This window comes from Piscicoccus intestinalis NBRC 104926, from assembly GCF_001515525.1.
Classification (GTDB): domain Bacteria; phylum Actinomycetota; class Actinomycetes; order Actinomycetales; family Dermatophilaceae; genus Kineosphaera; species Kineosphaera intestinalis.
In genome coordinates this window covers 1-4,423 of the sequence record NZ_BCNQ01000228.1, presented here as the reverse complement: position 1 = coordinate 4,423, position 4,423 = coordinate 1, and the positions used below count along the sequence as shown (strand labels likewise).

Genomic DNA, 4,423 nt, shown 5'->3' with positions numbered 1-4,423 from the left:
CGGCCGGCGGGAGCACCCGCCGGGCGCCGTCCTCGGCCAGCTCGTAGCCGGCCCAGTAGACCTCCTTGCGACGCGCGTCGGTCGCGACGAGCAGCCGCGACGTCGCCAGGCCCGCGAGCCACACCTCGTGGGCGATGGCGTCGAGGCTGCACACGCCACCGGCCTGGGCGCCGACGGCGCGGGCGAAGGTGGCGGCGGTGACGAGCCCGACGCGCAGCCCGGTGAACGGACCCGGGCCGGTGCCGGCGACGACGTGGGTGACGTCGCCCGGCTCCCGCCCCGCCCGCGCCAGCACGGCGCGGATCGCGGGGGCGAGGTGCTCGGCGTGCGCGCGCGACCCGGCCACGTCCTCCTGGGCGAGCAGCCGGGAACCGTCGTGCAGGGCCACGCCGACGACGCCGGTCGCCGTGTCCATCGCGAGCATCAACACGCGTCACAGGCTACGTGCCACCACCGACAGCGAAGGCCCCGGCCGCGTCACCGGGGATCGCGGGGCCCGGGAGGGCGGCTGCGCCCCCGGCACGCACCGCTGCTGAACACGAATCAGCATGGGCGGCAACATCGCCCGTGCCTCGGTGAGCACTTGTCGGTGCTGCCCCGTAGGTTGTGCAGAAACTCGACCGAGCACAGGCGGGCACGATGATCACATTCGAATCGGTGACCAAGCGGTTCCCCGACGGCACCGTCGCCGTCGACGACCTCAGCCTGGAGGCACCGATGGGGCGGATCACCGTCTTCGTCGGGCCCTCAGGCTGCGGCAAGACCACCACGCTGCGCATGATCAACCGCATGATCGAGCCGAGCAGCGGCCGCATCCTCATCGATGGCGACGACATCGCCGCGCTCGACGCGGCCCGCCTGCGCCGCGGCATCGGCTACGTCATCCAGAACGCCGGCCTGTTCCCGCACCGCACGGTGCTCGACAACGTGACGACCGTGCCCCGCCTCCTCGGCGAAGACCGCAAGGCCGCACGCTCCCGCGCGGTCGACCTCATGGAGCGCGTCGGCCTCGACTCCTCGCTGGCCGACCGCTACCCCAACCAGCTCTCCGGCGGCCAGCAGCAGCGCGTCGGGGTCGCTCGGGCGCTGGCCGCCGACCCGCCGATCATGCTCATGGACGAGCCGTTCAGCGCCGTCGACCCGATCGTCCGCGAGCAGCTGCAGGAGGAGTTCCTTCGCCTGCAGGACGAGCTCGACAAGACGATCGTGTTCGTCACCCACGACATCGACGAGGCGGTCAAGCTCGGCGACCAGGTCGCGGTCTTCGCGGTCGGCGGCACCCTGGCGCAGCTCGACACCCCCCGCCGGCTGCTCGACAACCCCAACGACGACTTCGTCGCCGACTTCGTCGGGCGCGACCGCGGCTTCCGGGCGCTGGGCTTCGAGAGCTCCCGGGTGCCGATCGAGGCAGCCCCCACCGTGCGGCTCGACGAGCGCGCCCCCGCCGACGCGCCGTGGGTCGTCGTGCTCGACGCCGACGACCGGCCCCTGGGGTGGGTCGAGCCGCACCGCCTCGACGGGCCGGTCACCTCCCCGGTCGTGCACCGCGGCAGCACGGTCGGCCGCGCCGACGGGCCCCTGCGCGGCCTGCTCGACGCCGCGCTGTCCTCTCCCGCCGGCCTCGGGCTCGTCGCCGACGACGAGGGCCGCTTCCTCGGCACCGTGCGCCCGGAGGCCGTGCTGGCCGCCATCGAGGGCGCCCGCCTGCGACGGGAGGCGGCGTCGTGACCTGGTTTCTCGAGCACCTCGACCTCGTCGGCGAATACGCCTGGCGGCACGCCTATCTCGCGATCGTGCCGCTGATCCTGGGGCTGCTGCTGGCGATCCCGCTGGGCTGGCTGGCCCGGCGCGTGCGGTGGTTGCGCACCCCCATCGTCGCCGGCAGCGGCCTGCTCTACACGCTGCCATCGCTCGCGGTGTTCATCCTGCTGCCCGGCCTCATCGGCACGCAGATCCTCGACCCGCTCAACGTGCTCATCGCGATGACGGTCTACACGATCGCGCTGCTCGTGCGCACGGTCGTCGACGGCCTCGACTCCGTGCCCCAGGAGGTGCGGCTGGCGGCCACGGCGATGGGTTACCGGGGGCTGCGCCGGTTCGCCGCCGTCGAGCTGCCGCTGGCGGTGCCCGTCATCACCGCCGGGTTGCGGGTGGCCGCCGTCAGCAACGTCAGCATCGTCTCGGTCGCCGCGATCATCGGCGTGCAGCAGCTGGGGTCGCTGTTCACCGACGGTTTCAACCGAGCGTTCCTCGCGCCGATCGTCGTCGGCCTCGTCGCGTGCGTCGCGCTCGCCCTGTTCCTCGACCTGCTCATCGTGTGGGGCTCGCGGGTGCTCACCCCGTGGGCGCGCACCGCCGGCGCGGGAGGCTCGCGATGATCGGCGGCATCCTCGCCTGGCTCACCGACCCGGCCAACACCGCCGCGATCGGCCGGCGCCTCCTGGAACACCTGGAGTACTCGCTGCTCGCGACGCTGATCGCCGCGCTCATCGCGATCCCGATCGGCCTCTACATCGGGCACACCGGCCGAGGCTCGGTCGTCGCGGTCAGCGCCGCGGGCGCCGCCCGGGCCATCCCCTCCCTCGGGCTGCTGTACCTGTTCGTCGTCTGGCTCGGCCCGATCATCGGCGGCGACCTGGCCTTCTACATCCCGAACATGCTCGTGCTCATCGTGCTCGCGATCCCGCCGATCCTGTCCGGCACGTACTCCGGCATCGCCGCCGTCGACCCGGCCGCCCGCGACGCCGCCAAGGGCATGGGCATGCGCGGCCGCCAGGTGCTCACCGACGTCGAGATCCCGTGCGCCCTGCCGCTGATCTTCTCCGGCGTGCAGTCCGCGCTGCTGCAGGTCATCGCCACCGCGACGATCGCCGCGACCGCCGGCATGGGTGGCCTGGGCCGTTTCCTCATCGACGGGCTCGCCGTGCGCGACTATTACCAGATGGCCGGCGGCGCGATCCTCGTCGCCGTGCTCGCGCTGGCCGTCGACCTGCTCATGAGCCTGCTGCAGAAGCAGGTCACCTCGGCGGGCCTCGGCGGGCGCCGCCGCGCCGTCCGCGGGGCCCGCGACACCGCCTCCGAACTGCACACCGAAGACCAGACCCGACAAGCCACTGGGAGCACGACATGAGAAGCAGCCGCACCGCACGCATCAGGCGGACCACGCGGACCACGCGGACCACGGCCTTGGCGGGCACGGTCCTGGCCGCCCTGCTCGGCACCGCCGCGTGCGGGTCCTCCGGCGGCGGCACCCCGCTCGACCAGCCGACCGAGCAGGGCGGCGGCACGGCCGCGGCCGGCACGATCACGGTCGGCTCGGCGAACTTCCCGGAGTCCGAGCTGCTGATGAACATCTACGCCGGGGCCTTGCAGGCCAAGGGCGTCAACGTGACCACCCGGCCCAACATCGGCAGCCGCGAGACGTACATCCCTGCGCTGCAGGACGGGTCGATCAACCTCATCCCGGAGTACACCGGCGTGCTCGCCCAGTACTTCGACCACTCGGTGACCGCGACGTCCTCCGACGAGGTGTACACCGCGCTGCAGCAGTCCCTGCCGCAGGGCTTGAGCGTGCTCGACAAGGCGGCCGCCGAGAACAAGGACGCGGTCGTCGTCACCCGCGAGACCGCGACCCAGCACAACCTCAAGGCCATCGGCGACCTCGCCCCGGTCGCCGGCGACATGGTGCTCGGCGGCCCGCCGGAGTGGAAGACGCGCCCCACCGGCGTGCCCGGGCTCAAGAGCGTCTACAACGTGACGTTCCGGGAGTTCCGCTCCCTCGACGCGGGCGGCCCGCTCACCGTGCAGGCGCTGAGCAACGGCCAGGTGCAGGCCGCCAACCTGTTCACCACCGACCCGAGCATCGCCGAGAACGACTTCGTCGTGCTGCAAGACCCGAAGTCGCTGTTCGCCGCGCAGAACATCGTGCCGCTCATGGCCAGCTCCGCCGACACCCCGCAGGTGCGCGAGACCCTCAACGCGGTCTCCGCGCAGCTCGACACCCCGACGCTGGCCGGTCTGGTCAAGCAGGTCGTCACCGACAAGAAGGATTCGGCCACCGTCGCCAAGGAGTTCCTCGGCTCCAAGAACCTCGGCTGAGCGCGTGCGGGCGACGACCCAGCCGGCTCAGGCGCCGTCGTTACCGTCGTCGCCCGCGACGGTCGCGAGCACGCCGGGGCCGTAGCGCTCCAGCTTCGCGGCGCCGACGCCGCTGATCGCGCGCAGCTGCGCTGAAGTCGTCGGTGCGGCGGCGGCGATCGCCCGTAGCGTCGCGTCGTGGAAGACGACGTACGCGGGCACGCCCTGCTCCTTGGCCGCCGCGGCCCGCCAGGCCCGCAGCCGCTCGAACAGGTCCGCGGCCGGGCCGGTCAGCTCCCCCGGGTCGCCCGCGCGGCGAGTGTCGGTCCGGCCCGACCGGCCGCCA

6 protein-coding genes are annotated in these 4,423 nt (G+C 72.9%); 4 read left to right on the top strand and 2 right to left on the bottom strand.

Translation table 11 applies throughout. From position 1 onward, the window contains the following. Positions 1-424, bottom strand: a 424-nt coding sequence (gene tsaB, locus PINTE_RS20435) for a tRNA (adenosine(37)-N6)-threonylcarbamoyltransferase complex dimerization subunit type 1 TsaB (RefSeq protein WP_245643083.1), incomplete at its 3' end; no start/stop codon positions are given. Positions 425-639: 215 nt separating this feature from the next. Here tsaB and PINTE_RS20430 point away from each other — a divergent pair. From PINTE_RS20430 to PINTE_RS20415, 4 genes are read left to right on the top strand one after another with little or no spacing between them, the layout of a single operon-like run. Then, complete coding sequence (locus PINTE_RS20430) at positions 640-1,728, top strand: ABC transporter ATP-binding protein (protein ID WP_068434288.1); 1,089 nt, start codon at positions 640-642, stop codon at positions 1,726-1,728. Then, entirely contained in the window at positions 1,725-2,378 is a 654-nt protein-coding gene (locus PINTE_RS20425) for an ABC transporter permease (RefSeq protein WP_068434286.1), read from the top strand. Before PINTE_RS20430 ends, PINTE_RS20425 begins: the two co-directional genes overlap by 4 nt. Continuing rightward, on the top strand, positions 2,375-3,130 hold the full coding sequence (locus PINTE_RS20420) for an ABC transporter permease (RefSeq protein ID WP_068434290.1): 756 nt from the start codon (positions 2,375-2,377) through the stop codon (positions 3,128-3,130). The genes PINTE_RS20425 and PINTE_RS20420 overlap by 4 nt, the downstream gene beginning before the upstream one ends. Positions 3,131-3,186: 56 nt before the next feature. Next, entirely contained in the window at positions 3,187-4,098 is a 912-nt protein-coding gene (locus PINTE_RS20415; RefSeq protein ID WP_068434284.1) for an ABC transporter substrate-binding protein, read from the top strand. Positions 4,099-4,125: 27 nt separating this feature from the next. On the opposite strand, the gene PINTE_RS20410 is transcribed toward PINTE_RS20415, so the two are convergent. Next, positions 4,126-4,423 (bottom strand): HRDC domain-containing protein (locus PINTE_RS20410; RefSeq protein ID WP_174524036.1); only part of this gene is annotated, 298 nt, incomplete at its 5' end.

Excerpts from the sequence above, each read along its gene's own strand:
- PINTE_RS20430 (WP_068434288.1), top strand. The coding sequence starts at position 640 with ATGATCACATTCGAATCGGTGACCAAGCGGTTCCCCGACGGCACCGTC.
- PINTE_RS20420 (WP_068434290.1), top strand. The coding sequence starts at position 2,375 with ATGATCGGCGGCATCCTCGCCTGGCTCACCGACCCGGCCAACACCGCC.